Source organism: Myxococcus dinghuensis (assembly GCF_024198235.1).
Classification (GTDB): domain Bacteria; phylum Myxococcota; class Myxococcia; order Myxococcales; family Myxococcaceae; genus Myxococcus; species Myxococcus dinghuensis.
This window is the reverse complement of sequence record NZ_JAKCFB010000017.1, coordinates 35,142-61,765: the sequence shown is the minus strand read 5'-3', so window position 1 is coordinate 61,765 and position 26,624 is coordinate 35,142. Positions and strand designations below refer to the sequence as shown.

General features: G+C 70.5%; 24 protein-coding genes. 11 read left to right on the top strand and 13 right to left on the bottom strand.

Features of this window, described 5'->3' with window-relative positions; translation table 11 throughout:
* Nucleotides 1–41 precede the first annotated feature (41 nt).
* The 5 genes from LZ198_RS22340 to LZ198_RS22320 all read left to right on the top strand — a co-directional run bounded on the left by LZ198_RS22340 (nt 42) and on the right by LZ198_RS22320 (nt 7,907).
* Nucleotides 42–1,028, top strand: coding sequence for an AAA family ATPase (locus LZ198_RS22340; protein WP_253974051.1), 987 nt, complete (start codon nt 42–44; stop codon nt 1,026–1,028).
* Nucleotides 1,025–1,996, top strand: coding sequence for a DUF58 domain-containing protein (locus LZ198_RS22335; protein WP_253974050.1), 972 nt, complete (start codon nt 1,025–1,027; stop codon nt 1,994–1,996). The genes LZ198_RS22340 and LZ198_RS22335 overlap by 4 nt, the downstream gene beginning before the upstream one ends.
* The gene (locus tag LZ198_RS22330; RefSeq protein ID WP_253974049.1) at nt 1,993–4,056 is read left to right on the top strand and encodes a transglutaminase TgpA family protein; all 2,064 of its coding nucleotides are present in this window, start codon (nt 1,993–1,995) and stop codon (nt 4,054–4,056) included. Before LZ198_RS22335 ends, LZ198_RS22330 begins: the two co-directional genes overlap by 4 nt.
* Nucleotides 4,057–4,394: 338 nt before the next feature.
* A complete protein-coding gene (locus tag LZ198_RS22325) occupies nt 4,395–5,282 on the top strand; it encodes an RNA polymerase factor sigma-32 (protein WP_253974048.1) in 888 nt (295 codons plus the stop codon).
* Nucleotides 5,283–5,444: 162 nt separating this feature from the next.
* Nucleotides 5,445–7,907, top strand: a complete 2,463-nt coding sequence (locus LZ198_RS22320) for an OPT family oligopeptide transporter (protein WP_253974047.1) — start codon at nt 5,445–5,447, stop codon at nt 7,905–7,907.
* Between the two features lie 75 nt (nt 7,908–7,982).
* Here the strand turns inward: LZ198_RS22320 and LZ198_RS22315 are convergent, their stop codons facing one another.
* Complete coding sequence (locus LZ198_RS22315; protein ID WP_253974046.1) at nt 7,983–8,306, bottom strand: hypothetical protein; 324 nt, start codon at nt 8,304–8,306, stop codon at nt 7,983–7,985.
* A gap of 178 nt (nt 8,307–8,484) precedes the next feature.
* On the opposite strand from LZ198_RS22315, the gene LZ198_RS22310 reads away from it, so the two are divergent.
* Nucleotides 8,485–10,242, top strand: coding sequence for a HEAT repeat domain-containing protein (locus LZ198_RS22310; protein WP_253974045.1), 1,758 nt, complete (start codon nt 8,485–8,487; stop codon nt 10,240–10,242).
* Nucleotides 10,243–10,245: 3 nt separating this feature from the next.
* Nucleotides 10,246–11,556 (top strand): HD-GYP domain-containing protein, encoded by a 1,311-nt coding sequence (locus LZ198_RS22305; protein WP_253974044.1) that lies wholly within the window; start codon nt 10,246–10,248, stop codon nt 11,554–11,556.
* Here LZ198_RS22305 and LZ198_RS22300 read toward each other — a convergent pair.
* The 6 genes from LZ198_RS22300 to selA all read right to left on the bottom strand — a co-directional run bounded on the left by LZ198_RS22300 (nt 11,537) and on the right by selA (nt 17,884).
* Nucleotides 11,537–12,577 carry an RluA family pseudouridine synthase gene (locus tag LZ198_RS22300; protein ID WP_253974043.1) on the bottom strand — a complete coding sequence of 347 codons (1,041 nt, stop codon included), beginning with the start codon at nt 12,575–12,577 and terminating at the stop codon, nt 11,537–11,539. The genes LZ198_RS22305 and LZ198_RS22300 overlap by 20 nt on opposite strands.
* 10 nt (nt 12,578–12,587) lie before the next feature.
* Nucleotides 12,588–12,851, bottom strand: a complete 264-nt coding sequence (locus LZ198_RS22295; RefSeq protein WP_253974042.1) for a hypothetical protein — start codon at nt 12,849–12,851, stop codon at nt 12,588–12,590.
* An 85-nt stretch (nt 12,852–12,936) separates the two neighbouring features.
* Nucleotides 12,937–14,724, bottom strand: coding sequence for a helix-turn-helix domain-containing protein (locus tag LZ198_RS22290; protein ID WP_253974041.1), 1,788 nt, complete (start codon nt 14,722–14,724; stop codon nt 12,937–12,939).
* Entirely contained in the window at nt 14,721–15,740 is a 1,020-nt protein-coding gene (locus tag LZ198_RS22285) for a P-loop NTPase (RefSeq protein ID WP_253974040.1), read from the bottom strand. The genes LZ198_RS22290 and LZ198_RS22285 overlap by 4 nt, the downstream gene beginning before the upstream one ends.
* Nucleotides 15,741–15,896: 156 nt before the next feature.
* The gene (locus LZ198_RS22280) at nt 15,897–16,490 is read right to left on the bottom strand and encodes an HNH endonuclease (protein WP_253974039.1); all 594 of its coding nucleotides are present in this window, start codon (nt 16,488–16,490) and stop codon (nt 15,897–15,899) included.
* Nucleotides 16,487–17,884, bottom strand: coding sequence for an L-seryl-tRNA(Sec) selenium transferase (gene selA / locus LZ198_RS22275; protein WP_253974038.1), 1,398 nt, complete (start codon nt 17,882–17,884; stop codon nt 16,487–16,489). The genes LZ198_RS22280 and selA overlap by 4 nt, the downstream gene beginning before the upstream one ends.
* Nucleotides 17,885–18,026: 142 nt before the next feature.
* On the opposite strand from selA, the gene LZ198_RS22270 reads away from it, so the two are divergent.
* A complete protein-coding gene (locus LZ198_RS22270; RefSeq protein WP_253974037.1) occupies nt 18,027–18,818 on the top strand; it encodes an acyl-CoA desaturase in 792 nt (263 codons plus the stop codon).
* Nucleotides 18,819–18,854: 36 nt separating this feature from the next.
* Here LZ198_RS22270 and LZ198_RS22265 read toward each other — a convergent pair whose 3' ends face one another.
* Nucleotides 18,855–19,361: a GNAT family N-acetyltransferase gene (locus tag LZ198_RS22265; RefSeq protein WP_253974036.1), complete on the bottom strand. Its 507-nt coding sequence runs from the start codon at nt 19,359–19,361 to the stop codon at nt 18,855–18,857.
* Nucleotides 19,362–19,451: 90 nt separating this feature from the next.
* On the opposite strand from LZ198_RS22265, the gene LZ198_RS22260 reads away from it, so the two are divergent.
* Entirely contained in the window at nt 19,452–19,790 is a 339-nt protein-coding gene (locus LZ198_RS22260) for a tellurite resistance TerB family protein (protein ID WP_253974035.1), read from the top strand.
* A gap of 48 nt (nt 19,791–19,838) precedes the next feature.
* Here LZ198_RS22260 and LZ198_RS22255 read toward each other — a convergent pair whose 3' ends face one another.
* Together LZ198_RS22255 and LZ198_RS22250 are read right to left on the bottom strand one after the other, a co-directional pair.
* Nucleotides 19,839–20,603 (bottom strand): SDR family NAD(P)-dependent oxidoreductase, encoded by a 765-nt coding sequence (locus LZ198_RS22255; RefSeq protein WP_253974034.1) that lies wholly within the window; start codon nt 20,601–20,603, stop codon nt 19,839–19,841.
* Nucleotides 20,600–21,295 carry a TetR/AcrR family transcriptional regulator gene (locus LZ198_RS22250; RefSeq protein WP_253974033.1) on the bottom strand — a complete coding sequence of 232 codons (696 nt, stop codon included), beginning with the start codon at nt 21,293–21,295 and terminating at the stop codon, nt 20,600–20,602. The genes LZ198_RS22255 and LZ198_RS22250 overlap by 4 nt, the downstream gene beginning before the upstream one ends.
* A gap of 248 nt (nt 21,296–21,543) precedes the next feature.
* Here LZ198_RS22250 and LZ198_RS22245 point away from each other — a divergent pair, with 248 nt between their 5' ends.
* Nucleotides 21,544–22,038 carry a hypothetical protein gene (locus LZ198_RS22245; RefSeq protein ID WP_253974032.1) on the top strand — a complete coding sequence of 165 codons (495 nt, stop codon included), beginning with the start codon at nt 21,544–21,546 and terminating at the stop codon, nt 22,036–22,038.
* Nucleotides 22,039–22,218: 180 nt separating this feature from the next.
* Complete coding sequence (locus LZ198_RS22240) at nt 22,219–22,701, top strand: hypothetical protein (protein WP_253974031.1); 483 nt, start codon at nt 22,219–22,221, stop codon at nt 22,699–22,701.
* A gap of 75 nt (nt 22,702–22,776) precedes the next feature.
* On the opposite strand, the gene mltG is transcribed toward LZ198_RS22240, so the two are convergent.
* From mltG to LZ198_RS22225, 3 genes are read right to left on the bottom strand one after another with little or no spacing between them, the layout of a single operon-like run.
* Nucleotides 22,777–23,793 carry an endolytic transglycosylase MltG gene (gene mltG, locus LZ198_RS22235; RefSeq protein WP_253974030.1) on the bottom strand — a complete coding sequence of 339 codons (1,017 nt, stop codon included), beginning with the start codon at nt 23,791–23,793 and terminating at the stop codon, nt 22,777–22,779.
* Nucleotides 23,790–24,167 carry a hypothetical protein gene (locus tag LZ198_RS22230; protein WP_253974029.1) on the bottom strand — a complete coding sequence of 126 codons (378 nt, stop codon included), beginning with the start codon at nt 24,165–24,167 and terminating at the stop codon, nt 23,790–23,792. The genes mltG and LZ198_RS22230 overlap by 4 nt, the downstream gene beginning before the upstream one ends.
* Before the next feature lie 18 nt (nt 24,168–24,185).
* Nucleotides 24,186–26,582 carry a lytic transglycosylase domain-containing protein gene (locus tag LZ198_RS22225; protein ID WP_253974028.1) on the bottom strand — a complete coding sequence of 799 codons (2,397 nt, stop codon included), beginning with the start codon at nt 26,580–26,582 and terminating at the stop codon, nt 24,186–24,188.
* Between the last annotated feature and the right edge of the window lie 42 nt (nt 26,583–26,624).

Sequence of the window (26,624 nt, the reverse complement as noted above, 5' to 3'; positions counted from 1 at the left end):
GCGTGCCGGGTCCGGGGGGAGTCGGCTAGAGTCCGGGGCAGATGACCCAGCCCGCTCGCGTACTCGCCGCCGCCCCTGCTCCGACCCCCGCGTCCGCGCGCTCGACGATGGAGCGGATGGCCTCCGCGCTGGGCCGGGCCGTCCAGGGGAAGGAAGTCCAGACCCGGCAGGTGGTGACGGCCCTGGTGGCCGGGGGCCACGTGCTGCTGGAGGACGTGCCGGGCGTGGGCAAGACGACCCTGGCGGAGGCCCTGGCCCGCGCATGCGGGCTGAGCTTCGCGCGGATCCAGTTCACCGCGGACCTGATGCCGGCCGACATCCTCGGCGCCCAGGTCTTCCACGCGCAGACGGCCTCCTTCCATTTCCGTCCCGGTCCCCTCTTCCGGCAGTTGGTGCTGGCGGACGAGCTCAACCGCGCGCCGCCCCGCACGCAGTCCGCGCTGCTGGAGGCCATGGCGCAGGGCCAGGTGTCGCTGGACGGCAACACGTACCCGCTGCCCACGCCCTTCATCGTCGTGGCCACGCAGAACCCGGTGGACCTGTCCGGCACGTACCCGCTGCCCGACTCGCAGTTGGACCGCTTCATGGTGCGCCTGTCCCTGGGCCACCCCGCCCCGGACGTGGAGGCCCGGCTGCTGGCGACGCGCGGCGGCGCGCCCCCGCTGGAGTCGGTGCAGGCGGTGACGACGCCGGACGAGGTGGGCGCGCTGCGGGCGCTGGCCGCCGAGCTGAAGCTGGACGGGACGGTGGCGGAGTACGTCGTGAGGCTCGCCCAGGCCACGCGCGAGCACGGCGACATCGAGCGCGGCGCCTCCACGCGCGCGGTGCTCGCGCTGGGCGCCGCGGCCAGGACCCAGGCCCTGTGGGAGTCGCGGGACTTCGTGACCCCCGGTGACGTGCGCGCGGTGCTCGGCCCATGCTGGGCCCACCGCGTGCTCCTGCGCAGCGCCGTGCAGGGCGTGGCGGCGCGGGACGAGGCGGCGCACCTCCTGGAGGAGATCTCCCGGAAGGTCGCGGCGCCGCGGTGAGCCCCCGGCTGAAGCAGCGCTGGGCGCGGCTGCGCGCCTTTCTCCGGCCGCCGCGCACCCTGAAGGTGACGCGCGTGGGCCGCACGTACCTGGTGGTGACGTTCGGCGTGGGGCTGGGCGCGCTCAACACGGGCAACAACCTGCTGTACCTGCTCCTGGGCATGCTGCTCAGCATGGTGGTCGTCTCCGGCGTGCTGTCCGAGCGCTGCCTGCGCGACCTGACCGTGCGGCGGGTGGGCACCGACGCGGCCTTCGCCCGGGAGCCCTTCGCGTTCCGCTGGGCGGTGGCGCGCAAGCAGGGCCACGCCTTCGCCCTCACGCTGGCGGAGGCGGACGCGCCGCTGGCCGGCGAGGGCGGCGTGGGCTACCTGCGCGCGGGCGCGGAGCACCTCGTCCGCGCCGACCTCACGGCCCCCCGCCGGGGCCCCGTGACGCTGACGGGCGTGCGCGTCACCACGACGTGGCCCCTGGGGCTGTTCGCCAAGACGCGCGTGCTGCCGCTGCCGGGCACCCTGCTCGTCTACCCCCGGCGCGGCTACGCCTGTCGCGACCCGGGCGAGGCGGTGCGCGGGCCGGTGGGCGACGCGGGCAACCCCCGCCGCAACGACGGCACCGGCGACGTGACGGGCCTGCGCGAGCTGGCGGACGGAGAGGACGCCCGACGGGTGCACTGGCTCAAGAGCGCCTCGCAGGGGAAGCTCCTGCGCGTGGAGCGCGAGCGCGAGGAGCGGCGCACCTGGGTGCTGACGGTGGAGTCGGGCCTGGCGGGCGAGGAGTTGGAGCGCCGCATCGAGGAGGTCGCGGCGCAGGCGCACCGGCTGCTCGACGAGGGCCATGACGTGGGCCTGGACACGGCGACGCAGCGGCTGCGGCCGGCGACCGGCATCGCGCAGGAGCGCCACATCCTGCGCACGCTGGCGTGGCTGGGCTTCGAGGCCCCAGAGAGCGACGAGGAGGCGGCGGCATGAAGCCGGGCATGCGACTGCGGCTGGTGCTGAGGGACCTGGCCTCCGGGTGCGCCTTCGCGTCCATGGCCGTGTCCGGGCAGTTGCCGCTGTGGACGCTGGCCCTGTATGGCGTGGCGCTGGTGTGCGCGCTGGCCGGCTTCCGGCTGTTCGCGAAGCGCGCGCGGCTCACCGCGCTGCTGCTGCTGGGCGTCGCCATCCTCCTGGCCCTCAACGTCCTCAACGGCGCGCTCAACATCGTCGTGGCCGCGTGCGCCTTCGCCGGCCTCATCTCCGGGCACCGCCTCCTGTCCGCGCCGGATCCGGCCACGGACGGGCAGGTGCACCTGTCCGGCCTGCTGATGGTGGCCGGCGGCGCCGCGCTGTCCGGCGAGCTCGTCTACGGCGTGCTGCTGGTCGCCTTCGGGGTGCTCGCCAGCGTGGCCCTGGCGCTCGGCGTGGTGGAGGCCGCGGTGCCGGAGGGCGAGCCGGTGCCGGTGCGCTCGGTGATGCCGCCCCTGGCCACGGGCGTCGGCTTCGCGGTGGCGGGCGCGGTGGCCTTCTTCGTCTTCTTCCCGCGGCTCAACTGGAACATGACGGGCCCGCGGGCCTCGCCGGGCTTCGGCGAGCCCACCACGGGCTTCTCCAACACGGTGCGGCTGGGCGGCGCGGGCACCATCAAGGGCAACCCGCGCGTCGTGCTGCGCGCCACGCTCAACCCGGACCCGGGCGTGACGGCGCTCAACGCCTACTGGATTGGCCGCACCTACGACATCTTCGACGGCCAGGAGTGGACGACGGCGGGCGGCGTGCGCCGCGAGCGCGAGGCCATGCTGACCCTGCGCCCGGGCGGCGACAGCCTCGTGCACCAGCGCGTGGAGCTGCTGCCCGCCTACGGGGGCCGCACCCTCATCGCGCTGGAGACGCCGTCCCGGCTGGGCAACGCGTTCCTCAACAGCACCACCGGCAGCCGCCGCACCTTCCTCCAGGAGCTGTCCGGCGGCGAGGTGCGCGTGCTGGAGACGGGGCTGGGCTACTCCTACGAGGCCTACAGCCTGCCGCCGGAGGCCGGCAGCGGGGACGTCTTCCGCCGCCTGCCACCGCTCGAGCAGGACGCGCTGCTGGCGCTGCCGGAGGGGATGGACCCCCGCGTCTCGCAGACGGCCGCGCGCGTGCTCAACGGCGAGCGCGAGCCGCTGGCGGCGGCGCAGAAGCTGGCCACGTGGCTGCAGCGGGAGTACGCGTACACGCTGGAGCTGGGCGGCAACGTGGACGACCCGCTGGCCGACTTCCTCTTCGGGCGCAAGGCGGGCCACTGCGAGCACTTCGCCACCGCGCTGACGCTGCTGCTGCGCACCCAGGGCATCCGCGCGCGGCTCGCCACCGGCTTCTTCGGCGGGGAGCGCGTCAACGACGGCTACATCCTGCGCGCCGGGGACGCGCACGCCTGGACCCACGTGCTCGTCCCCGGGCGCGGCTTCGTCACCGTGGACGCGACCCCTCCCGCCAACCGGCCCAGCCAGGGCTCGCGGCTGCTGGAGCGGCTGCTGGCCCTGTACGAGGCGGTGGAGTCGCGGTGGCGCAACTCCGTCGTCGACTACTCGTTCCGGGATCAGATCGACGTGGCGCGAGCCCTCGTGCGCCCCTCGCAGCCCGACGACGCGCCCGCGGAGCGCAGCAAGCTCCCCCCACCCCGCGCCTTCGGCGTCGCGCTGGTGGCGGGACTCGGCGCCTACCTCGTGTGGCGCGCGCTGGAGCGGCTGGCCCGGCGCGCGCGCCCCCTGGAGGCCACGCGCTTCCTCGACGCCGTCGAGGCGCAGCTCGCCACGGCCCGCCTCCCGCGCGCGGAGGGTGAGCCGCTCGAGGAGCTCCACGCGCGGCTCACGCGCATGGACCATCCCCTCGCGTCCACGCTCACGCCCGTCACCCGGCGCTACCTCGAGGCCCGCTTCGGCGGACGCCCCCTGCGCCCGGGTGAGGCCGAGCACCTCCTGCGCGCGCTGAGGCGCGCCGTGGAGCATTGGCGCCGCGAGGCCGACAAGGCCGCGCGCCCGCCCTCCGAACCGCGCGCCCGCGCCTCCTAGCCCTCGGGTCCCTGGTCGCCCTCCGAGCGTGTTGCACCCGCGCGCGGACAGCCCCCGTGGGGGCCGTTAGGCGTTTCCCACAGGAGGCGACTCGTGGACATCCGCGCACATTCTACAGGCGTGAAGTCGGGACGCGTTCCCGGGGCCCCCGTAACGGTTACAGGCCGCCTTCTGTGTACATGAGCACCGTGTCCGCCAACCCCCCAGAGTCATTGGGGATGGCAGTGGACGTTTCCGTGGCACCGCGGTTGCTCAGACATCGCTCTCGTCAAGTCGTCGCGACATCCAAAACCTTTGAGGCGGCCTCCACGGAGGTCCCCCGTCGGGAGAAACCACCCATGCAGGCTTCCACCGAGCAATCGTCCAACTCCGGCTCCCTGGCGATGTACCTCTCGGAGATCAACCACTACTCGCTCCTGACGGTGGAGGAGGAGCAGGCGTTGGCGCGCAGCTTCATCCGGGGCGACCTGGCGGCCGGCCACCGGCTCGTCACCTCGAACCTGCGCTTCGTGGTGAAGGTGGCCTACGAGTACCGCTCCTACGGCATCAAGATGTCCGACCTCATCCAGGAGGGGAACATCGGCCTGATGAAGGCGGTGCAGAAGTTCGACCCGGACAAGGGCATCCGCCTCATCTCCTACGCGGTGTGGTGGATCCGCGCGTACATCCAGAACTACATCCTCAAGAGCTGGTCGCTGGTGAAGCTGGGAACCACCCAGGCCCAGCGCAAGCTGTTCTTCAGCCTCGCCCGGACGCGCCGCGAGTTGGAGAAGTTCGGCAACGGCGAGGCGGTGGTGAACGTGGAGGAGATCGCCCGCCGGCTGCACGTGAAGCCGGGCGAGGTCCGGGAGATGGAGCAGCGCATGGGCGGACGCGACCTGTCCCTGGACGCGCCCATGGGCGAGGACGGCGGCAACAGCCACGTGGACTTCGTGGTCAGCGCCGCCGCGCCGCAGGACGACGAGTTCGCGGACAAGGAGGAGGCGGGGCTCATCAACGCCCGGGTCCGCACCGCGCTGATGCGGCTGGACCCGCGCGAGCGCTTCATCATCGAGCAGCGGGTGATGAACGAGCGCCCCATGACGCTCAAGGAGCTGGGCGAGCACTTCGGCTTCTCCCGCGAGCGCGCCCGCCAGTTGGAGATCCGCGCCAAGGACAAGCTGAAGGCGGAGCTGGCGGCGCTCATGGCGGAGGTCGACCCGGAGGCCGGCGCCCTCCACCAGTGAGCCGCGCCTGACGCGACAGGTCGGCCCCGACCACCGGCGGCCGCCTCCCTGGCACCTCCCCCCTCCCCGGGGTGGAGGTGCCGTTCATTTGTGGGCCTTCGCTTCGCGACCGGGCCGCGCCCTGCTAGAAGGGGCCGGATTCCCTCGTAAGGAGCCTCTCGCTTGGCCCACGGAACCCCTCCGGTCGTCGACGATCGCGTGCCCATCGCGCAATCGACCACGCCCCTCCACCACACGCCGTACGTATCGGCCGACCAGTCGCCCACGGAGATGACGCTCCGCGGGCTGGTGCTCGGCTCGGTGCTGGGCATCGTCTTCGCGGCCTCGTCCGTGTACCTGGCCATCAAGGTCGGCCTCACGGTGTCCGCGTCCATCCCCGTGGCGGTGCTCTCCATCGCCATCTTCCGGACCCTGGGCAAGTCGAACATCCTCGAGAACACCATCGTCCAGACCACCGGCTCGGCCGGTGAGTCGCTGGCGTTCGGCGTGGCGGCCGCGCTCCCGGCGCTGCTGCTGCTGGGCTACGACATCAGCCTGACGCACGCGTTCCTCACCGCGGCGCTGGGCGGCGTGCTCGGCGTGCTGATGATGATCCCCCTGCGCCAGGGCCTCATCGTCCAGGAGCACGGCAAGCTGCCCTACCCGGAGGGGACGGCGAGCGCGGACGTGCTCATCGTGGGCGAGCAGGGCGGCACCAACGCGCGCACGGTCATCATCGGCTTCCTCGTGGGCGGCATCTACAAGTTCGCCTACTCGGGCATGAAGCTGTTCCGCGAGGTGCTGAGCACCCCGCTCAAGGGCCTCAAGAGCGCCACGCTGTCCACGGAGGTGAGCCCGGAGCTGCTCGGCGTGGGCTACATCATCGGCCCCCGGGTGGCGGCCATCACCTTCGCCGGTGGCGTGCTGAGCTACCTCATCCTCATCCCCGCCATCTCCTTCTTCGGCAGCGGCCTGACGCAGCCGCTGCTGGTCCACAACGGCATGCTCATCAAGGACATGTCGCCGGATCAGATCCGCAACGCGTACGTGCTCTACATCGGCGCGGGCGCGGTGGCGACGGGCGGCCTCATCAGCCTCATCCGCTCGCTGCCCACCATCATCGGCGCGTTCAAGCGCGGCGTGGAGTCGCTGCGGGCCAGCCGCTCCAACGGCGCCCCCACGCTGCTGCGCACGGAGCAGGACCTGCCGATCACCGTGGTGCTCGTGGGCAGCGTGCTCCTGGTGCTCGCCATCTTCCTGGCCCCGCCGCTCCAGGTGAACTTCATCTCCGCGGTCCTCATCGTCATCTTCGGCTTCTTCTTCGTGACGGTGAGCGCGCGCATCACCGGTGAGATCGGCAGCTCCTCCAACCCCATCTCCGGCATGGTGGTGGCCACGCTGCTCGTCACGTGCCTCGTCTACCTGCTCTTCGGCTGGACGAACTCCGAGGACCGCTTCATGGCCCTCACCACCGCGGCCATCGTCGGCATCGCGGCGTCCAACGGCGGCACCACGGCGCAGGACCTCAAGACGGCCTTCCTGGTGGGCGGCACGCCCCGCAAGCAGCAGGTGGCCCTCTTCGTGGGCGTGCTCACCAGCGCCATGTTCATCGGCGTCGTGCTCGTGACGCTCAACAAGGGCGCCACCGTCACCATCCCGGAGCCCCACCCCGGCGTGCAGGTGACGGAGCTGACCAACGAGACGCGGGTGCAGCACACCTTCCCGTGGGCGGTCTCCTCCGAGTCGCTGACGGCGCGTGGCCTGGACGAGGCGGCGCTGCGCAAGGCGGCCTGGGCGCAGGGCTACGAGCTGGCCAACGTCAACGGCGGCCTCGTGCTGCGCACCTGGCGCCAGGAGACGGTCCAGGCGGTGGGCGCGGTGACGCTCAACCCCACCGGCGGCGCGCAGGTGAAGGTGTCCGACCTGGGCGCGGTCACCACGGGCCCCGAGCGGACCTTCAAGGAAGGCTACGTGCGCGGCGCGGACACCCCGGTGCCCGCGGGCAAGTACCTGGTCGACGCGAGCGGCACCATCGAGTACGTGGTGGACCCGGGCATCGGCGGCCGCATCAGCAGCTACGAGGGCCAGGCGCTCACCCGCTACGCGGCCCCGAAGGCGCAGCTGTTCTCGCTCATCATCGACGGCATCCTGACGCAGCGGCTGCCGTGGGACCTGGTGCTGCTGGGCGTGTTCATCGCGCTGATGCTGGAGCTGTGCGGCGTGTCCGCCCTCCCCTTCGCCGTGGGCGTCTACCTGCCCATCAGCAGCAGCGCGCCGCTCTTCGTGGGTGGCATGGTGCGCTACGCGGTGGACCGCATCCGCGGCGCCAGCGACTCCGACTTCTCGCCGGGCACCCTGCTGTCCTCCGGCTACATCGCCGGCGGCTCCATCGCGGGCGTGCTCATCGCCTTCCTGGAGATCGTCACGGATGGCGCCGGCACGCGCGCCATCAACCTCCCGGCGCTCTTCGGACATGAGGGCGCGCTGGGCGGCTTCCTCAACGCGGTGGGCGAGAGCGAGATGGCGCACCCGCTCTGGTCCAACCTGTGGGGCCTGCTCTTCTTCGCCGGCATCACCGTGTTCCTGCTCCGCTCGGCCCTCAGGGGCCCCAGCGGCGCCGAGTCGCCCCCGCCGGCGGCCAAGTAGTCGTCCCCGACCGGGGTTTTGCGCGAGGCGGCGTGGCCCATGGCCCGCCGCCTCGTTGCGTTTCCCCGCCCCGCCTCAGAGCGGGGGAATGGAGTCCGGCACGGGGGCCTGCGCGGCGGACGCGGCCTCCGCGCAGACGTATTCGGCGCGCAGGGGCGTGACGATGCCGAAGGTCGCCATGTAGACGAGCGGGCTCCACCACGGCCAGTACACGTCCACCCGGGACAGGCCGTGCTGGCACTCCGGCGCGGCGACGTTGGACGTCGTCAGCCCGTACACCAGCGTGGACCCCATGCGCTGCACGGGAAGACCCTCCCGGGGCGCTCCTGACCGCACGCTCATCCGGAAACACCCGGGCAACGTCCCCACCACCACGATACAGAACATCGCTCGCAGCATGTCTTTCAGGCTCCTCCGCACTCGGGGCGTGCGGGACCTTAGTCGGAAATTCCAGTGATACTCCCGTGACGCAGCATGTCTCACGCCAAGTCCTCGGAGTTCCAGCGGCGGTTGACTGGGGTGCGAGCAGAAATCGCGGTAGGCTTGCCCTACCGCTCGAGCGGAGAGTTGCAGACGCATGGCCCAGCCCCAGAAGACCCAGGACGCGAGCACGGAGGGCCAACTGGCCCCCGAGGTCCGCGAGAAGGTGGAGATGGCGCGGACGTTCGCGTTCCACCTGCTCAAGGGCATCAAGCAGATCGGCATGTATCGCCACAACGAGGGCCGCTTCCCGGAGTTCCTCGCCAAGGCGCTGGAGTCCATCGCCGCCTATACGGAAAAATTCGGACCCCTGTCGCTCAAGGTCGAGCAGCAGAACCTCATGCTGCACGGCGAGACGTTGTTCTCCGAGGACACGCCCCTCCCCTACAAGTTCTTCCGCGACGGCATCCGCCAGCTCATCTTCCGGCCGGGGTTGGCGGTGGAGGAGCTGGTCACCTTCACGCTCATCGCGCTGTCGGAGCCGGAGCGCGGCGCGGAGGACGTGCTGGCGCAGTTGTGGCGCGCGGGCATGGAGCACGTCGAGTACGTGGTGGTGGAAGGCTTCTCCATGGAGAACGCCTCCGAGGAGGAGGTCCAGGTCGAGGTCGACAAGGTGGTGGGCTACCTCTACTCCCGCCTCCAGACGAACTCGGATGACTACCTGCGCTTCGCGCGTGTGTCCGCGGAGGACCTGGACGCGAAGCTGGACGGCGTGGAGCAGATCCGCGGCCTCGTCGTGGGCGGACGGCACGCGTCGGACGAGCTGAAGGCGAAGCTCCAGCGTGAGGTGATGGAGGAGGAAGGCTCCCGGCTGTTCCCCAAGCTGGTGAGCGCGGTGTTCCAGGTCGTGGAAGGCGGCGTGGAGGACGGCAACCTGCTCGAGGAGATCTTCATGCAGTTGCTGGACATGCTCCTGCTCCAGGACGACTTCGGCACCATCAACCAGATCGTCCTCAAGCTGCGCGCGCTGTCGCAGAGGGACAGCGGCCTGGGCCGGCTGCTGGAGACCTTCCTGCACAAGATGGGCGAGGAGCAGCGGCTGATGCGCCTGGGCGAGTCGCTCAAGGGCATGCGGCCGAAGAACCCCGCGGACGTGATGCGCTACCTCCAGGCGCTGGACCGCGACTCCATCATCCCGCTGCTGACGGTGCTGGAGACGCTGGAGATTCCGGAGAACCGCGCGCTGGTGTGCGACGCGCTGGCGCCCTTCGCGCGCGAGTTGCCGGAGCCCTTCGTGTCGCGGCTCACGTCGGACCGTCCGCAGACGGTGCGCGACATGGTCTACGTGCTGGAGAAGAGCAACCACCCGGACCGCATCAAGATGTTCGGGCAGGTGCTCAAGAGCCCCAACCTGGTGGTGAAGCTGGAGGTCATCAGCATCATCGGCCGGGGCCGCACGGGCGAGGCCCGCCGCCTCATCGCCGAGGCGCTCACGGACCCCATCGCCCAGGTGCGCATGACGGCGGCGCGCATGCTGCCCGAGTTCGACCGCGACAAGGCCTTCGCCGACCTGATGCGCATCGTCCGCGACCCCGGCTTCGAGAAGAAGACGCTCGACGAGCGCATGGCGCTCTACCACGCGGTCGGCTCCACGGGGACGCCCGCCGCGCTCTCGCACATGCAGCAGCTCCTGGCGGTGAAGCCCTCCCTGCTCAACAAGAAGCGGGTGACGGAGGACAAGCTGCTCGCCATCAACGGCCTGGCGGGCGCGACCTCCATCCAGAGCTACAAGATGCTGCAAGCGGTGGTCGAGGACCGCAACCTGCCGGTGGAGCTGCTCACCGCGGCCCGCAAGGCGATGTACCAGACGCGCAAGACGCTGTTCGGTGATTCGGCGCTCCCGGAGGAGACCTGACCCATGGCCGAGAACCTGAAGGTCACCCAGAGCCAGGACGAGAGCACGACCGAGTTCGGCCGTGAGCACAACGAGAAGCTCCAGGCGCTCTCGCGGTCGATGGTCGCGGGCCTCTACATGCTGGTGCGCTCGGTGAAGATGTACGACCCCGAGAACGCCGTCTTCGAGAAGCCGCTGCACCAGCTCCAGGACATCATCAACCAGATCATCGGCAAGGAAGGCCGGCTGGAGCTGGTGGGCGTCAAGGACTCGTTCTACCTGAACAGCATGCTGGTGAAGGTGGACCTCAACTCCATCGAGAACCAGCGCTACCTGCTGTCGGAGATGCGCGCGAAGGACGTGGGCGGCTTCACCCTCACCAAGCAGGTGACGGTCCCCGAGCTGAAGAACTTCGTGTGGATCTTCAGCAAGGAGCAGGCGACGGCGGCCGAGGAGGACGGCCTCGCCGGGCGCAAGCTGCTCAACATGCGCGTCGCCAAGTTCTCCAAGCTGAAGGAGAAGCTCGACAAGGACATGAACGATCCGGGCGACCAGAAGGTCGACCGGAAGAAGTACGCGATGACCGTCTACGCGCGCTCGGTCTTCTTCATCAGCAAGTACCTGGAGTCCGTCCGCGCCGGCAAACCCATCAACGCCTCCAAGGCGCTGCGGTTGGTGCAGGACTTCGTCGACATCTCCTTCGAGCAGAAGACGCACTTCCTGGGCATGACGACCATGAAGCGGGAACACGAGTACCTCGTGTACCACCAGGTCAACGTCTGCCTGATGAGCATCGTCTTCGGCGCGGAGCTGGGGCTCACCAAGCCGCAGCTGCGCGACCTGGGCTACATCGCCCTCTTCCACGACGCGGGCATGACGACGCTGCCGGAGGAGCTGGCGACGAAGCGCGGCGCCCTGACGGCGGACGAGCGCGTGGCCGTGCAGCGCGCGCCCCTCATCTCCGTGCGCAACATCCTCATGGAGAAGGGCTTCAGCCGCTCCACCCTGCTGCGCGTCGTCACCACGTTCGAGCACAAGACGGACTTCGGAACGGCCGTGCGCGACGCTCGCGGCAACATCCAGATGATCATCCCGAAGACGAACCTCGGGGCCTACGCGAAGATCATCGCCATCTGCGACGCCTACGACGCGCTCACCTCCAAGCGCCCCTACCGGGATGCCTACGGCCCGGAGGTCGCGCTCATGCTGATGTGGACGGAGATGCGCAACAAGTTCGACCCGGAGCTGCTCCAGGTCTTCATGCGCGTCATGGCCATCCAGCCCGTGAAGGTGCTGTCCAAGCGCCAGCAGACGCTCAGCGTGTCCGGCCTGTAGGCGCCGCGCGCTTCGCGGCCTTCTTCCGCGCCGGGGCCTTCTTCCGGGCCGGCGCGGGCTCCACCTCCGGCTCCGCGCCGGCACCTCGCAACAGGCGCAGCGCCGCCTCGAGGTCCGCCGGGATGGGGGCCTCCAGCGAGAGCGCCTTGCCCGTACGCGGGTGCGCGAACGCCAGCCGCCACGCGTGCAGCGCCTGACGCCCCACGAGCGACTGGGCCTCGCCCGCGAGCCCCTTGGGCTTGCGACCCGCGCCGTAGAGCGTGTCACCGAGGAGCGGATGGCCCGCCTCCGAGAGGTGGACGCGGATCTGGTGCGTGCGGCCCGTGAGCAGGTCCACCTCCACCAGCGCGGCGCCGTCGAACACCTCGAGCACGCGGTAGAGGGTGATGGCCGGCTTGCCCTCCCTCACCTTGCCGGTGAAGCGCTGCCGGTGGACGGGGTGACGCCCGTAGAGCGTCTCGATGCGCCCCTCCGCGGGCGGGGCGCCGTGCACGAGCGCGAGATACGTCTTCTGCACCGCGCGCGTCTTGAAGGACTTCTGGAGCGCGACCAGGGCCTGGTCGTTCTTCGCCACGGCGAGACAGCCGGTGGTGTCCTTGTCGAGGCGGTGGACGATGCCGGGGCGCAGCTCCCCGCCCACGCCCGCCAGGTCCTTCACCCGGTGCAGCAGGGCGTTGACGAGCGTGCCGGACGCGTGGCCCGCGCCGGGGTGCACCACCATGCCCGCCGCCTTGTCCACCACCACGAGGTCCTTGTCCTCGTGCAGCAACGTGAGCGGCAGGGCCTCCGCCTCGGGGATGGCGGCGACGGGTGCGGGGACGTGCAGGGTGAGCAGCTCGCCACCGCGCAGCCGCAACGCGGCCTTCACGACGCGCCCATCAACGAGGACATGGCCGTCGTCGATGAGGGAGCGGATGCGGGAGCGGGTGAGGTCGGGGAACGCCTGCGCGAGATACTGATCCACGCGCTCTCCACGAGCGGAGGGCGCGGCGCGGTGCTCGCGGGTGTCGGGCGCTGCCACGTTCAGCGGACTACCAGATCTTCGACTTCACGTGCGCCTTGGAGCGCAGGACGATGTCATTCACGGCGCGCTCGAAGAAGTTCGCCTTGGTGAAGATCTCCTGGCTGACGCGACTCCTGTACAGCTCGCGACCCTCCTCGAGTTCCTCCTTGAGGACATCGAAGAGATTGTCCTGCTCGATGCCCTTGATGATCTTCTGCTCGTTGTAGAGCGAGATATCCGAGGCAATCGCTCGGGCGAGCCGCATCGCCTTGACCTTTTCCTCGTCCGTCATCGTCCTCCCTACATAGGCACCGCACCGTAGGGAGTCAACTTTCCTTCCAGGGTGGCTGACGGTCGCCTGCAAACCAGGTCGCCGATTACTTCTTGCCCGACTTCTCAAAAGCCAAGGCCAGGTAGCTCCGGGAGACCCGGAGCGGATCCAACCCCAGCTCCCGGGCGAGGTTCATGAGGATGCCACGCAGGTACACCTGGGCCGGGAGCGCGGTGTAGCGGTCCGCCTCGACGTTCTCGAGGTGCCGAGAGGAGATTCGTGTCCGGTCCGCGACCTGCTGGAGCGTGTAGCCCCGGGCCTCGCGGACGCGGCGCAGCAGCTCGCCGTTGAACTCGGCGTCGGAGGGGATGTCCGGGATGCGAGGCCGGACCTCGCGCACCCGCGCGGCCACCTGCGCCATGGCGGCCTCCGCCGTGGCAATGGCCGCGTCCTGGGACAGCACCTGCGCGTCGCCCAGGCGGCGCCCTCCCGGCGACGGACGCGACGCGGGTCGGGACGCCAGGGCGAGTTCGGAGGACGCAGGGGTCTGGGTGACCACAGGCGGGGCGTCCGCGACCTGGGAGGCGATTTGCGACACCGGAGGGGCGACCACCGGAGTCGTAGCCACGGGCTGTGGCGCCGGGGAGACCTCGACCTGCGCTGTCACGGGCGCGGAGGCCACCACAGCGGGCGCCGTGTTCGTGGCCGCGGCCTGCGACGCCGGGGCGGCCACGACGCTGGCCTCGACCTGCGCCGAGGCCATCACGCCGGTCGACGCGACCGGCTGCGCGGGGGATGCATGAACCTGGGCCGGAGGCACGGCGACCGGTGTCGAGGCCGAGGCCTGAGGATGGGACACCACGGCCTCGGGGGCCGGCATCGGCGCGGACGGCGACGCAGGCATGGCCTGAGCTTCCGACGCCACCACCTCCGCGCCCATCGTCGTCGCGGACGGAGAAGCAGCCAGGGCGTGAGCTTCGGACGCCACCTCCGCGACCGTCGTCGTCGCGGACGGCGGCACAGACAGGGCGTGAGCTTGGGGCGCCGGGGACACAGCGCGCGACCGAGCCTCCGCGGCAACAGTGCCCTCGCCACTCCCCTGCCCCGCGGCATCCCCGGGCAGAGGAGTCGAACCCGCATCCTGGAGCCCGTTCGCGACCGCCGTCGGCGCCGACACGGCCCGAGGCTCCACTCCAGCCGACGACGTCGCGGCCTCGCCGTGGGTGCCCCCACGCGACCGGGCATCGACCGCGCCGCCCTCCGTGGCCGAAGCGTTCGCGACGGGAGCCTCGCTGGAGGCGCTCTCGGCGCGGGACATCGCGGCCGAGACATCCACGGCGCTCCCCATCGCGGGGGACATCTGGAACGAGCTGGTCACATACCCCAGCGAGAAGCCGGTGAAGAAGCTGGCCCGGAAGTCCTGGACTCCCGTCGAGGTGACGCCATTCGAGGCCTCCCCCGCGTCCTCCGCGGAGCGACGACGCTTCTCGGGCTTCTCCTCTTCGACCGCCACGGGCGGCTCGGTGGGGGCCCCCTTCGTCTCGGCCGTCACCGCGCCATCGCGCTTCTCCGCGACGGCGGTCGAGAGCGACTCCGCCGCGCGCTCCACCGCGGAGGGAGCCGGGGTCGCGGCCTCGACGAGTCGCAGCGCAGGCAGCCCGAGGTCCTTGTCGTATTCGACCCGCAGGTCGGGCTCGGTGAGGATCTCCATCGCCTCGGTCATCCGGGCACGCAGCGCGTCGACCTGATCGGGGTCCACGAGCGCGTACACGGCGATGGAGTCTGGCGCATACAGCTCCATCAGCCGCTTGTAGGCCGCGTGGATGTCCTCCATCGGCGCGGTGACGGGAACCTCCAGGATCTCGTAGTAGGTCTGCTGCGCGAAAGGCTTCATGGGTTGGGCGAGGTGTCGGAGCCGTCGAGGGCGAGCAGGCGCGAGGCGATACGCTGGATGGCCGTGGCGGCCGGGGAGTCGGGGCGCTCGATGAGCACGGGCCGGCGCTTGCGCACCGCGCGCCAGGCCTCGTCGTCGTAGCGGATGGCACCGAGGTCGTCCATGTCGATGCCGAAGAACTTCTTCCACGCGGCGGCCACCGCGGCCCCCACGCTCAGGTCGGCGTCCGTGCGCGCCTGGTTGACGATGAGCCGGATGCGGAACTCGGCCAGCTCCCGCTCCAACCGCTCCGCGGCCACCGGGTCCTTGCGTCGCACCTGCCCCAGCACGTCATGCAGCGTGCGCAGCGACCCCTCGCGCGTGGTCAACGCGCTGTCCACCACGTCCTGGATGCCGTACTCGGCCTCCATCTGCTGCAACCGCCGGAAGAACGCCGCCTTCGCGAAGCGGTACGCGTTCTCCACCGACGTCGGCTCCGGCAGCACCACGAGCAGGCCGTGGTCGGCCATGATGAAGAAGTCGATGGTGTTGAAGCTCGTCCCCGCGCCCAGGTCCAGGATGAGGTAGTCCGCCGTCGCCCCCATCAGCGTCTTGAGCAACTTCTGCTTCTGCGCGTACTTGAGGTTCGCCGCGTCCAGCGCATCCTGCGCGCCGGCGATCAGCGACAGGCGGGGCACCCCCGTGGGGACGATGACGTCCTCCAGCCGCGCCTTGTTCTTGCGCAGGAAGTCGGACAGCGTCGCCTCGGGCTGTCCCACGCCCAGGCACGTGTGCAGGTTGGCCCCGCCCAGGTCCGCGTCCACCAGCAGCACGTTCATCCCCGCCTGTGCCAGGGCCACACCCAGGTTCGCGGAGACCATCGACTTGCCGATGCCGCCCTTGCCGCCTCCCACCGCGATGATGCGCTTGGGGCGCGGACGACTTCCCAGCCCCGGCGGTCCGGAGACACGCACTTCGGGGATCGGGGTGCCCAGGGCACGGGCTTCGGCCAGGGGCGCTCGCGAGGGCTTCGGCATGGGGACTCCCATCAAATCCCGTCCTACCGCCCGAGTCGACTCCCCGCCAATCCTCGGCCACTCCGCCGCCACGGCCCCCCGTTTCCCCCGGCCTCGCGACACGGTTTCCGGGACTCACCCGGCTGTTCAGCAGCCAACCAGCCGAGCCTCCCCGGGCTAGTCGTCCAGCAGCTCCACGTTCCAGTACGAGGCGTCCGCCAGGTGCAGGAAGGGCAGCCATTCCTGGTAGGTCACCTTGCGCGTGGCCCCGCGGAACAGCGGCGTCCAGCGAGGACGCACGGGCTTCTTGAGCAGCGTCATGCCCGCCTGCTCCGGCGTGCGGCCGCCCTTCATCAGGTTGCAGGGCACGCACGAGCAGACGACGTTCTCCCACGTCGTCTTCCCGCCCTGGGTGCGTGGCATCACGTGGTCCAGGTTCAGGTCGCTGCGCGGCAGCGTCTTCCCGCAGTACTGACAGGTGTCCGCGTCCCGGGCGTAGATGTTGAGCCGGGAGAAGCGCACCCGCCCTCGGGGCAGGTGGTCGTAGGCGCTGAGCACCAGCACCCGGGGCACGCGGATGGTCCGGTTGATGGTGGTGATGCAGTCCTGCGTGGCGCTCAGCGCCGCCCAATCGTCGAACTCGTAGAGCCGGTACTGCGCGTCGATGGCCTTGGCGACGCCCTGATACAGCAGCGAGAACGCCCGCTTCACCGACGTGACATGCACCGGTTGGTAGTACCGGTTGAGGACGAGGACGGCGCTGTTGATCATGGTGGTTTCCCGGGACTTGCGGCCGCCACCTCTTCGGCGACCGACCTGAGCTCCTCCTCCGCGAGACACCGGACGTCGAGGATCACCTCGCCGTCCGACATCCTGCCAATAACCGGCACTCCTCCGCCGCGCAGGCGTTCGAGGAGTGATTCCGGCGCCTCAACGTTGAGGACGCACGCGAAGGAAGGCAACCGGGCCAGCGGCATGGCACCCCCACCCACCTGTCCCACCACCGCATCCACTCGGGAACGCACGTCCCGTTCCGCCAGCAAAGCCTGAAGCCGCCCCGCTCGCCCGCGCAGCATGTCCGCGGGCTGGGCAAGCAGCCTGTACGTGGGAACCGCATCCGGACGGCCGTCCCGGTACAACTCCAGGGTCGCCTCCAGCGCGGCCACCGTCATCTTGTCCACGCGCAGCGCGCGCGTGAGCGGATGGGCCTTGATGCGCGAGATCAGCGCCGCGCGTCCCACCACGATTCCCGCCTGCGGGCCTCCCAGCAGCTTGTCGCCGGAGAAGGCCACCACGTCCGCTCCCGCCGCCACCGCGCGAGGCACCGTCAATTCATCCGCGAGTCCTTCTCCCACCAGCGGCACCAGCGCCCCGGACCCCAGGTCCTGGAACACGGGCACCCCCTTCTGCCGTCCCAGCGTGGCCAACGCCTCCACGCCCACGTCCTCCGTGAAGCCCACCACCGCGAAGTTGGAGCGGTGGACCTTCACCAGCAGCCCCGTCTCCGGCCCCACCGCGCCCGCATAATCCGCCAGGCGCGTGCGGTTGGTGGTCCCCACCTCCACCAGCTTCGACCCCGACTGGCGCATGACGTCCGGCACGCGGAAGCCGCCGCCAATCTCCACCAGCTCTCCCCGCGAGACGACACACTCGCGTCCGGCCGCCAGCGCCGCGAGCACCAGCAGCACCGCCCCGGCGCAGTTGTTGACGACGAGCGCGTCCTCCGCCCCGGTGAGCTCGCGCAGGAGGTCCACCACGGGCGCGTAGCGGCTGCCCCGCTCGCCCTCGTCCAGGTCGTACTCGAGGTTGGAGTAGCCCTGTCCCACGCGCGCCGCCCGGGCCACCGCTTCGGCCGCCAGCGGAGCACGCCCCAGGTTCGTGTGCAGCACCACGCCCGTGGCGTTGTGGACGGGGCGCAGCCGCGGCGTGGCGAGGACGTCCAGCGCGTCCTTCACGTCCGCGTCCTGGAAGACTCGCGGTTCGCCCCGGAGCAGGCGGGCCCGGACGCGGTCCACCGCCAGCCGCAAGGCGGACACCGCGCGCGCCCGGGGAACGCTGGCCAGAAGGGGCTCCAGCGAGGGACGCCGCAGCAGTTGTTCGATGGAGGGGAGCGCGCGCAACAGCGCGTTCTTGCCGCCGTCCACGTTGTTCGACGGTGGGCCCACGCGACCGAGTCTAGGAGACCCGACCACGAATCTCCAAACGACGGGGCTGTGTCGAGTGGGTGACGGGACGCGCTCGGACCCCGGGAATGGGCAGGCAGGCGCGGGGGTTTCCCCGCCCCCGTGACACCGCCATGACCTGGCCATGCGGACATCCGCGGCCATGGTCTATGCCTTCTTCGCGGCGCACTGGGTCCTCTGCGTCTTCTTCCAGAGCTTCTTCCAGCACCGCTACGCCGCGCACCGCATGTACACGATGGGGCCGCGCACCGAGCGGGTGATGCACCTGCTCACCTACCTCGTCCAAGGCGCGTCGTACCTGTCGCCTCGCGGGTACGCCATCCTCCACCGCGAACATCACGCGTTCTCCGATACGGAGAAGGATCCCCACGCGCCCTCGTTCCACCCCAACGCGCTGCGGATGATGCTCCACACGAAGAAGCGGTACGACGACTACGCCTATGACCGGCGGCAGCCGGAGCCGCGCTTCCTGGGCGGCTATCCCGAGTGGCCGCTCATCGACAGGACGCTCGGCCAGTCCTGGGTGATGCGGGGACTCTGGGTCGCGCTCTACACGGGCGTCTACGTCGCCTTCGCCACCTCGCCCTGGCAGTTCCTCCTGCTGCCCATCCACTTCGTGATGGGCCCGGTGCACGGCGCCATCGTCAACTGGTGCGGCCACAAGTACGGCTACCGCAACTTCTCCAACGGCGACGACTCGCGCAACACGCTGCCCGTGGACGTGCTGTGCATGGGCGAGCTGTTCCAGAACAACCACCACAAGTACGGCATGAGCCCGGACTTCGCCGCGCGCCGCTGGGAGCTGGACCCCACGTGGCAGGTGATGCGGGTGCTGGCGAAGCTGGGCATCATCGAGATAGCAACGCCCCAGCGCGCCGTGTACCCGGAGCCGGAGCGCCTGCCTCAGACGGCCTGACGCGGTCCCCACGGGCCCCGCGCGCCCTCGCGGGGCTCAATCCTGGGTCAGGTACAGGGAGATCTCCTGGGCCTCGCCCGACATCCGGAAGGGCCGGGCGAAGCGGAACCCGAGGCGCTCGAGCAGCTTGATGGAGCTGGCGTTGGTCGGGTCGACGATGGCCGCGACCCGCGGAAGCCCCAGCTCCTGACGCGCATGAGCCAGGACCGCTTGCGCGGCCTCGAACGCGTATCCCTGCCCCCAGTAGGCCGGGAAGAACGCGAAGCCGATGTCCACGTCCTCCAGGACCTCGCGCTTGAGCAGCCCACACATGCCCATGGCCGTCCCATCCAGGGCCTCCACCCGGAGCAGGCCGAAGCCATGGCGCGCATAGGAGGCCTGGGGCACGTCGCGGACGTAGCGCTGGGCGTCCTCGAGCGTCCGCACGCCCCGGTCCCCGATGAAGCGCAGCCAGGAAGGCTCGTTCACCAGTTGGAGGACGAAGGGCGCGTCGTCCAGCGTCATCCCTCGCAGGCGCAGACGCTGGGTTTCGAGGACTTTCATGGCGGGACTTCCCTGGTGGACTGGAGACGCGGGAGTGGACGGAAACTCCAGGACACGTCAGCCTGGAGTGCCTTGGAGGATGTATCACGGATGGGAACACCCTCGAGCCCCGACGCCCGCTTCCAGATTGAAGTCCTCAAGCTGCTGCTCCAGGTCGCCAGCGGCGATGACGCCGTCAGTCGCGAGGAGATCGACCACATCCTCGACGCGGCGCGCGGCATGTCCGTGCCGCTCCCGGAGCTGACCGAGCTGGCCCGGTGCCTCCAGCAGGGCACGCCGCTGCCCGCCCCGAACCTGGGCATCCTGCGGACGCAGCCTCACGCCGTCATCGACGCGGCCCACGCCCTCATCGCCAGCGACGGCCACGTGCACCCCGGCGAAATCGAGATGCTGCGCCAGATTCGCGAGATGCTCGGCATCGCCGCCTGACCTCCGCGCGCGGGCCCCCGAGACCTCCGGGCCCACCGAGGCAGCGCGTCACGCCGCGAGGAATCCACCATCCACGGGGAGCACCGCCCCCGTGACGAAGCTGGCGCCCTCCGAGCAGAGCCACAGGGCCGCCGAGGCGACCTCCTCCTCCGTCGCCATGCGCCCCATGGGGTGCTGGGAGATGAGCTGCTGGACGACCTGGGGATAGGCCTGTCGGGCCTGCTGCATCGCGGGCGTGGCGGTGACTCCCGCGCACAGCGCGTTCACCCGAACGCCGCGCGTGGCGAACTCGAGCGCCACCGAGCGCGTCATCCCCACGACGGCATGCTTCGAGGCCACATAGGCGTGGTGGGCGGCCCTGCCGGCCGCGCCGTAGATGGAGCTCATGTTGACGATGGCGCCCCCTCCCGTGCCCAGCATGGCCGGAACCTCGTGACGCATCGCGAGCCAGACGCCCCGCGCGTTGACGCTCATGACGTCGTCCCAGACCTCCTGGTTCGTCTGCTCGAGCGGCGCCATGTCCCCGCCCACGCCCGCGCAGTTCGCCGCGAAGTCGAGCCGCCCGAAGTGCTTCAACGCCCTCTCCACCACGCGCGACACCGAAGCCTCGTCGCGAACATCCGCCTGGATGAAGAGCGCCCGTCCCCCTTCGGCCTCCACCTCCATGCACGAGCGCAGTCCGGCCTCTTCCCCGCGCGCGGCGATGACGACCCCGGCCCCTGCTCGGGCGAAGGCGCGGGCCGTGACGAGCCCGATGCCAGAGGAGCCTCCGGTGACCAGCGCGACACGTCCCGAAAAGTCGAAGCGAATCATGGCTGTCTCTTCCTCGTGGATGACCGTGGCGCGCCCGTGTCCAGGCCCCCACGGATGAACTGGATGGCCCACGCCGCGAGCCTCCGGCGCCGCGCCCCGCCCAACCGACGCCTCAGCGAATCCGAGCCGAGGACCTCATGCAGCTCCGCGCCCAGCTCCTGGAGCACCAGGTCCGTCAGCCCCGGCCCGATGACGGCGGAGACCAGCCGCGTGGCGTGCTCCAGGTCCGCCCCGGGAGTGCGGATGGCGCCTTCGGCCACCCCTTCCTCGAGGAGCGCTCGCAGCTCCGCGACACCGGCCTCGCAGATGGAGCGGTGCAGCCCTCGAACCTCGGCGATGGCCGAGGGGTCCGCGGCGGCGGCGGTCAGCCGGGCCAGCCGGGGGTGCTCTACGAGGAAGGCCATGCCCCGCTCGACGTGGTGCTCCAACCGCGCCCAGAAGCCGCCCACGGGAGGTGATACACCCAGGAACTCCTGCTTGCGCCGCGGCACCTCTTCCGTGAGCAGCCAGCGGTACAGGTCCAGCTTGTCCTCGAAGTATTGGTAGAAGCTCCCCTTCGGGATGCGAGCCCGCACGGCGATCTGCGAGAGCGACGCCTCGACGTAGGCGCGCTCGGCGAACTCGGTGATGGCTTCGCGCACCAGCCGGTTTCGCCGCTCCTCCGGGAGGTTGAAGAAGGTGCTCCTGGGCATGCGACTGACCGGTCATATGACCGACCGGTCGCATGGGACAAGGCCTTTCGACACGCTGGCGCGATGGGACACCCCGCCCCGCATGCGGATGCCCCGCCCGCATCAGCGGGGTGCATGCCCGCGAGCCCCTTAGGACGCGAGATCGGGACGCTGTCCGGGTTCGGGCAGCGCGCGCGGCTGGCAGCCAGGTGTCGCCGCGCACGCGCGATGGAGACCTTGGCCTCCCCCGACATCCCCGAGGAGGAACGATGATGCACCGTCTCTTGCTGCTGGGCCTCTTGGCCTCGAGCGCTCCGGCCCTGGCCACCCCTGTCCCGCTCTACCGCCTCTACAGCTCGCGCGCTTCGGACCACTTCTACACGACGAGCTGGCCCGAAGCGCTCAACGCGATCACCCACCATGGCTACACGTTCGAGAACACCGTCGGCCTGTGCCACGACTCGAACGAAGCGGGAACCACCCCGCTCTTCCGGCTCTACAGCGGTCGTGCGGGCGATCACTTCTACACGGCGTCCGTGGAGGAGCGAGACCTCGCCGTCGCGACCCACGGTTATGTCTCCGAGGGAGTCGCCTGCTACGTGTTCCCGTCGAACCAGGCAGGTGCCTGCCCGCTCATCCGACTCTGGAACGGGACCGACCACTTCTACACCCTGTCCATGCAGGAGGCGATCAACAGCCGCTACACCTACGAGGGGATCGCCGGGTACATCTTCGCGCCAGGTGGAGGTGGCTGCCCGCACTGACACGAGGCACGGAGGAGGCCCGCGACCGCGAGGCCTCCTGCCATCCCACTGCTGTTTCCACCCTGTTTCCGGAGCGCCTCGTCCCCGCATGAGAGCCCCCCATCGCCCCTGCGGGGGCCGCGCCCACGGAAAGCCTGGGACAAGACCTTGGCTCCCCCAAGTCCTTCATGAGGAGGAACGATGCGCCGTCTCTTGCTGCTGGGTCTCTTGGCCTCGAGCGCTCCCGCCCTGGCCGCTCCCGCCGCGCTCTACCGGCTCTACGCGAACCTCGGCACGGACCACTTCTACACGACGAGCTGGCCAGAGGCGGTCAACGCGGTCCAGTTCGGCTACGTGTTCGAGGGCGCCGCGGGCATCTGCTACACCACACAGGAGTACGGCACGGTTCCCCTGTACCGCCTCTTCAGTGGATTCCTCGGCGACCACCACTACACGACGTCCGCGGAGGAGCGGGACATCCACGTCGCCTTCGGCTACGCCTTCGAGGGAGTCGCCTGCTACGTGTATCCCTCGCCCCACAACGGGACCTGCCCGTTCTACCGGTTCTGGAACGGCACCGACCATTTCTTCACGATCGCCCGGAGCGAAGGGAACCGCGGCTACACCTACGAGGGCATCGCCGCGTACATCCTGCCGCCGACGATGGGCAACTGCCCTCAGTAGACTCCGAGGAACGAACCGGACCGGGCGCTCGAGCACTTCCCGGTCGCGCGCCGGTCCGGGGGGGGCATCACGCCCTCAGTACACGTTGTACTTCTTGCGCAGCGCCTCGTGCTCATCCGCGTTGCGGGACGGGTGCAGGCGCTTCTCCGCGTCGTGGAGGTAGTACCAGAACTCGCTCGCCTTGGGAGACATGGCGGCCTGGAGCGACTCCACGGTGGGCGCGCCGATGGGGCCAGGCGGCAGGCCCTTGCGGTGGCGGGTGTTGTACGGGTCCTCCGGGTCGCGCAGCCGCTTGAGGAAGGCGATACGGTCGTTCCACTGCGCCAGGGCGTAACGCGACGTCGCGTCCACGCCGAGCGGGTAGCCCTTGTCCACGCGCTTCCACAGGATGCCCGCCACGAGCGGACGCTGGTCCGGCACCGGCTCCTCGCGCTCCAGCATGGAGGCCATCACCACCACCTCGTGGAGGCTGCGGCCACTCTTCGCGATGGCGTCGCGGTTGGGCGCGAAGAAGCGCTCGCCGAACGCGTCGAGCTGGCGCTGGATGAGGTCCTCCACGCTGAACTTCTCTTTGATGACGCCGTAGGTCTCCGGGTAGAGGTAGCCCTCGAGGGACGTCGTGGGCAGCGGGAACGGCGCGGTGAACTTGCTCGGGTTGCTCGCCGCCGCGATGTAGGCGCCGGGGGTGATGTAGCCCGCAGCGGCCAGGGCCGCGTCGGTGTCGCGCAGGCGCCAGCCCTCCACCACGACGAACGGCACGTCATCCGGGAGCGGATTGCCCTCGAGCGCCTTCGCCAGCTCCGCCACCGTCATCGACGGGCTCACCTCGTGACGCCCCGCCTTCGGGGAGAAGGAGCCTCGCCGGAAGAGGTGCCAACGCCAGATGCGCGCGTCCGCGAGCAGGCCCTGAGTGACGAGCAGTCCGCCCAGTCCCCTGCCGGAGGTGCCCTTGGGCACCGTGAACTCCACCGTGGCCGCGCCCGGAGGGGCCACGGCCTGCTGCACGGCGCTCTCCGCCCACACGAACGCGCTCACGCCCGCGCCCGCAACCAGCACGACGATGACGACCAGACCGATGAGGATCTTCTTCATTCGCGGCGCACGGTAGCACCCTCGCCCGCCCCTGCATCCTTCTCGGATGGGGGATGTCCGCTCCCGGGCGCCACCCCTGCGGCCGGGCGGGCCCCCTCGCCCACCCTCGCCCGCCCGGTCCGGGGCCGGCGTGACAACAGGTAGCGGACGAAGTCCCCCAGCCCGGCGAACCGGTAGCCCGGGTCCACGTAGTGCTCAATCACGTAGAAGGCGAAGTAGTAGAAGCGCGCGAAGCACCACACCGCCACCCCGAGCAGCAGCGCCACGCGCAACGTCGGCGCCTCCCAGAGCAGCAGGCCCGAGGCCATCCCCCCGCCCAGGAGGAACAGGAACCCCTTCGCGTAGATGAGCCGTGGGTTCTTCAGGTCCGCCATGGCCGACGGCCCCCGCCCCTATCGCGACGCGCTCTTGATGACGGGCAGCTTGGGCGCGCGGCCGTAGAGGAGCTGGTAGGTGTTGTACGAGCGCAGCACGCGCTTGATGTAGCCCCGCGTCTCGGAGATGGGGATCTCCTCCACCCACGCGTCGAGCGGCAGGTCCGGCTTGTCCGACCGCCACCGGTTCACCGCGCCCGGGCCCGCGTTGTAGCTGCCCACCGCGTACGGCGTGTGCCCACCGAACTTCTTCAGCAGGCCACCGAGGTAGTGCGCGCCCAGGCGGATGTTCAGGTCCGGCTGGAGCAGTTGGTCCACGTTGAAGTGCTTGAGCTTCAGCTCGCGCGCCACGTTCTTCGCGGTGGACGGCATCAACTGCGTCAGCCCCAGCGCGCCGGCCCAGGACAACGCCTTCGGGTCCAGCGCGCTCTCCTCGCGCATCAACGCCTGCAAGAGGTCCGCCTCCACGCCCGCGACGGACGTGTGCTTCTCGATGAGGTCGCGGAACGCGTTGGGATAGGCCACCTCCCACACCACGCGCGTCTCCTTGGTGATGCGGCCGCTCAGGTCCTTGCGCAGCGCCAGCCGGGCCACCGCGTGCGCGGAGCGCTCGTCGCCGGCCTCGTGCAGCACCAGCACCAGCAGCCGGATGGACTCCGCCGGCTGGTTGGCGCGGTTGACCGCGAGCAGCTCGGACGACACCGCCTCCGGGAAGCCCAGGCGCAACAGCTCCACGCCCGCGCGGAAGTGCGGGTCCTCGCCCATGGGGCCCGCGAACAGCGGCCAGGGACTGGCGGCCTCCGGGACGGCGAAGATGTCCGGGGAGATGCGCTCCAGCCGCGCCGGGTCGACCGTCGCCAACTGCGAGCGCGCCATCAGGCCGTAGTACGTCGCGGGGTGGTCCACCGCGAGCTTCTCGAACAGCTCCGCGGCCCCCTGGATGTTGCCCTTGTCCTGCAGCGTCCGCGCCCGCCAGTACCGCGCGCGCTCGACGTCGTAGCTCTCGTCCGCGCGAGCGAACTGCGCCTCGATGCGATCCAGGAAGCCCTGCGCCACGTCCTCCGCGCCCGTGGTGCGCGCGATCCAGTACGCCTTGAAGAGCGCCTCGCCCAGGAAGTCCCCCTGGGGGTAGAGCCGGGCCAGTTCGTCCAGTCGCGCCATCGCCTCCTTGGGGCGGCTGGTCTTCACGTACAGGTCGGCCGCGTAGAAGAGCGCGTCGTCCGCGAAGCTGTGGTCGGGGAACTCCCGGGCCAGCCGCTCGTACGTGTCCGTGCCGCGCGCGGAGTCGACGATGGACCGCGACGAGCCCAGCACGTACAGCGCCCGCGCCAGCAGGTCGCGCTCCGTGCAGTGCGCCACCACCTCCGAGAGGATCTGGATGGCACGCGTGTGCTGGCGCTCCTTGCGCATCCCCTTGCCGTAGGCGAAGTGCGCGCGGCACGCGAGCGTGTCCGGCAGCTTCAACTGGGCCAGCAGCGGCTCCAACTGCGTCAGGCCCTGCTTGTTGCGATGCAGCTCCACCAGTTGCTCGCCCCGCGCCACCTTCGCCTCCACCGGCGGCGTCTGTCCCTTGAGGCGCTTCTCGGCCTGCTTCGCCAGCGGTGACAACGGATGGGCGCCCCACAACCGCCACAGCGCGGCGCGCTCGGCGGCGCGGTCCTTCTTCTCCACGGCGATGTCCGCGATGGCCATCAGCGCCTCGGCGCCCACGTTGCGCCCCCAGCTCGGAGCGGCGCGCGAGGTCAGCGGCTCCAGCGCGGCCATGGCCCCCGCGGAGTCCTTCTTCTTGCGCAGCACCCGTGACAGCGCCAGCCGCGCGTCCACGTAGAGCCGCGACTCCGGCGGCACCTGCTCCAGGAGCGCCGCCGCCTCGTCGAAGCGGCGCAGGCCCTCCAGCGCCACACCCGAGTGCGTCAGGCAGCGATCCCTCAGCGCGGGATAGTCGGGCGCGAGCGCGGCCAGCTCCTTCGCCGCCGTCTCGTCGTCCCCGGCCCGCAGCGCGGACAGCGCGCGGAGGTAGCGCACCGGCGGCGCCTCACCCTCGTTCTTCAGCAGCTCGCGCGCCCGCGTGTACTGCCCCTTGTCGAAGGCGTCCTTCGCCTCCTTCTTCTTGCCCTCCGCGAAGTACGGCGCCAGGTCCTCCTGCGCGTAGCGGCGTCCCCGGTGGACGACGGGCGCAGGCGGCGCGGCGTTCGGGAAGGCCGGGTTGAGGACCTCCACGTAGCCGGGCGGCAGCGGCGCCTTCTCCGCGTCCGGGGGCGGAGACAACTGGGCTTCGGACGGGGCGTTCTCCGTGTGCGGCGTGGGGGCCTCGGACGGCTCCCCCTCGGACTCGGGCACGTTGGGCGCGGGGGCCTGCGCGGACAACAGCACCGCGGAGGCGACGACAGCGAGCTTGGACAGGAAGGGCTTCATACGCGGGGCTGGGGAAGCGGGGAGGTGTGCGCGGGCTCGCCC